Origin of the sequence: Cryobacterium sp. MLB-32, assembly GCF_000738085.1 — a bacterium.
Classification (GTDB): domain Bacteria; phylum Actinomycetota; class Actinomycetes; order Actinomycetales; family Microbacteriaceae; genus Cryobacterium.
In genome coordinates, this window is sequence record NZ_JPRS01000606.1 from 1 (window position 1) to 2664 (window position 2664).

Consider the following 2664-nt stretch of genomic DNA (forward strand, 5'->3'; position numbering starts at 1 on the left):
TGGCGAACCCGTTCCTGCTCCCCGACATCGACGTTATCGTGCGCGCCTGCGTCGACCGGCTGCCGACAACATTGCTGACCAACGGGATGCTGTTCCGCGGCCAGGGGCTGCGGAAACTGCAGGCGATGCCGCGGCAGGGCTTTGCATTGCAAATCAGTGTGGACTCGCCGACCGCCGACGTGCATGACTCACACCGCGGCGCCGGGAGTTGGAAACGGGCCCTTGCCGGGATTCGCGTGGCGCTCGATGAGGGATTCACCGTGAGGGTGGCTGCGACAATCTCGGCGCATGATGATCCGGCCCTCGACGAGCTGCATGCGCTGTTCGACGGGCTCGGAATCCCGCGAGCGGATCAGATCATCCGTCCGATCGCGCTTCAGGGCGTCGCCGAAGAGGGGGTCGCATTCACGCGCGAATCGCTGATCCCCGAGGTGACCGTGACGGCGGAAGGTATCTACTGGCACCCCGTTGCAGCCCTTGACGAGAAGGCACTGGTGAGTCGCCAGATACTGCCTCTGGCTCCCGCACTCGACCGGGTGAGTGAACTCTTCACTGAACAGTGGTCCTCGGTCACGTCTGCCACGTCGATGTTCGCCTGCGCCTGACACGAAACGGGAGCGCCATGACCAAGACCACCCGCACTACCGCACTGCCAGTCATCAACCAGATCGAGACCGGACGTCCCACTCGCGTGGTGCTGGCAGCCGTCCGGATCGCAGTGGGGTTGATGTGGCTACAAAATGTCAACTGGAAACGCCCGCCCGACTTCGGGCAGGTTGCCGAGAACGGCCTTTACCAGTACACGGCGGATGCGGTGAAGCATCCGGTGCTCGGGGCGTTCAGTTGGCTGGTTGAGAACGTTATTTTTCCCAACTTCGCGCTCTTCGGCTGGGGTGTGCTGATCGCGGAATTCTGCCTTGGCGCTTTCCTGCTCGTGGGCTTCCTGACTCGCTTCTGGGCGGCCATCGGCATCCTGCAGACCATCGCCATCACCCTTTCCGTGCTGAACACCCCCGGAGAGTGGCAGTGGAGTTACTACCTGATGTTCGCTGCACAATTCGTGATTCTGGCAACGGCCGCCGGGCGGATCGCCGGCGTCGATGGGCTGCTGAGACCCCGGTGGTCGCTCACCCGCGGTCGACCGGCTCGGATTGCAATGGCGCTGTCATGAACGCCACCAGACGCACCGGTGCCACACCTTCCACCTCTGAGGTTTGGCGTACCCCTGGCCTGATAGTCGCCGGTCTCACGGTGCTCAGTTCGTTGTTCTCGCTGCTTCACTACACGCCGCTGCAGTTCGTCTCGGTGAACCTGATCCAAGCGCTCGTGCTGGTCGTACTCGGTGCCATCGCCGCGCTTGGCTGTCTACTGAGGTTGCCCGTGCTCCTGCTTGCAAGCGGAGCAATCCTGATTGTCGTCGGGCTGGTGCGCCTCGTCACCTACGATGCGACGATCGGCATCATTTCCGGCTCGGTCAACGCCGCCGCCCTCATGGTCGGACTGGGCATCGCCCTCATCTCGATTTGGACTACCTCGCGGCCAATGCCGGAGAAGAACTAACAACTTCTCTATTTAGCAATTGCAACGGGGCGTTGCGTATCCGCAACTTCTTCGCCGAGCTCCTGCCCGCGGGCACCGCACTCGACCGTCTCGCAGCCGAGATGACGGTGTGCAGTGACGACGTCATCGCGCTGTTGGCCCAATTCGGCCGGAATGTCGCGGATGCCGTTCCCAAACGCTACTCCCCCGAGGTTTCGATAGTCAGTTCTCGACGGGTCCCGGGTCAGGGCTGCGGGTCAGAGCCAGCGTCTGTGAGTGACCAGGCAGCGACGGAGACTTCGCCTCCTCGACGTTGCGAAGCTCGTCGACGAACCGGCGCAGTAGGCGGTCTTGCGCCGCCAGAGTGTCTCGGCTATAAAAGCAAGCATGGAGAATCTTCGATTCAGCGTCGATGTCGACGCTCCCGCGCAGCACGTCTGGAACGTCATGCTCGACCTCGACACCTACCGTGAATGGACGGGCGCCTTCCACGAGGGATCGACCTACGAGGGCGGCTGGAACGAGGGTGACGAGATCCGCTTTCTCGGCCCGAACGACAACGGAACGTCGAGCGGTCTCTTCGGCAGCATTGTCGAGAATCGGCGCCACGAGTTCGTGTCGATCCGATATCTCGGAGACATTGAGAACGACGTCGAGAACCGCGAAGGTCCCGCAGTCGGGCTGCACGAGAGCTATTCGTTCATCGAGACCGACGGGGTGACGACTCTCACCGTTGACCTCGAGGTGCCCGACGAGTGGGCCAGCGACATGCACGGCATGTGGTCTGAGGCGATCGTCACGATCAAACAGCTGGCAGAACGGGCCTAGGTCGACGAAATCCCGACCCTGTCAGGACTGGCGACAGCCCGCGACAGCGTTGCGACGGTAGCTTTCCGTGGGCGGTTCATTTCTTGCCACTTTCGGTCAGCCTCGCACGCTCGCTAGTTTTTCACTTCGTCAAGGTTCGTTTTTGACCTGGCCGGTCCGATTCGCGCTGCGCGGGATATCTTGATCGAAAGATCGAATCTTGTTGCGTGTCGGACCTACGAATCTCAGCACCACCGGCAGAGGAGTAGAGATGTCATTCCAGGCGTACCTCGACAACATCGAAGATAAAACGGGACT

5 protein-coding genes are annotated in these 2664 nt (G+C 61.7%); all 5 read left to right on the plus strand.

Translation table 11 applies throughout. The annotated features are described in order from the left end of the window. Window positions 1-605, plus strand: a 605-nt coding sequence (locus JF66_RS20235) for a radical SAM protein (RefSeq protein WP_035880705.1), incomplete at its 5' end; no start/stop codon positions are given. A gap of 17 nt (window positions 606-622) precedes the next feature. Next, a complete protein-coding gene (locus JF66_RS20240) occupies window positions 623-1171 on the plus strand; it encodes a DoxX family protein (RefSeq protein WP_081882529.1) in 549 nt (182 codons plus the stop codon). Beyond that, window positions 1168-1560 carry a hypothetical protein gene (locus tag JF66_RS20245; protein WP_035880707.1) on the plus strand — a complete coding sequence of 131 codons (393 nt, stop codon included), beginning with the start codon at window positions 1168-1170 and terminating at the stop codon, window positions 1558-1560. Before JF66_RS20240 ends, JF66_RS20245 begins: the two co-directional genes overlap by 4 nt. A gap of 32 nt (window positions 1561-1592) precedes the next feature. Beyond that, the gene (locus JF66_RS25490) at window positions 1593-2012 is read left to right on the plus strand and encodes a HipA N-terminal domain-containing protein (protein ID WP_369798081.1); all 420 of its coding nucleotides are present in this window, start codon (window positions 1593-1595) and stop codon (window positions 2010-2012) included. Next, a complete protein-coding gene (locus JF66_RS20250; RefSeq protein ID WP_035880708.1) occupies window positions 1927-2367 on the plus strand; it encodes an SRPBCC domain-containing protein in 441 nt (146 codons plus the stop codon). Before JF66_RS25490 ends, JF66_RS20250 begins: the two co-directional genes overlap by 86 nt. The last annotated feature ends 297 nt before the right edge of the window (window positions 2368-2664 follow it).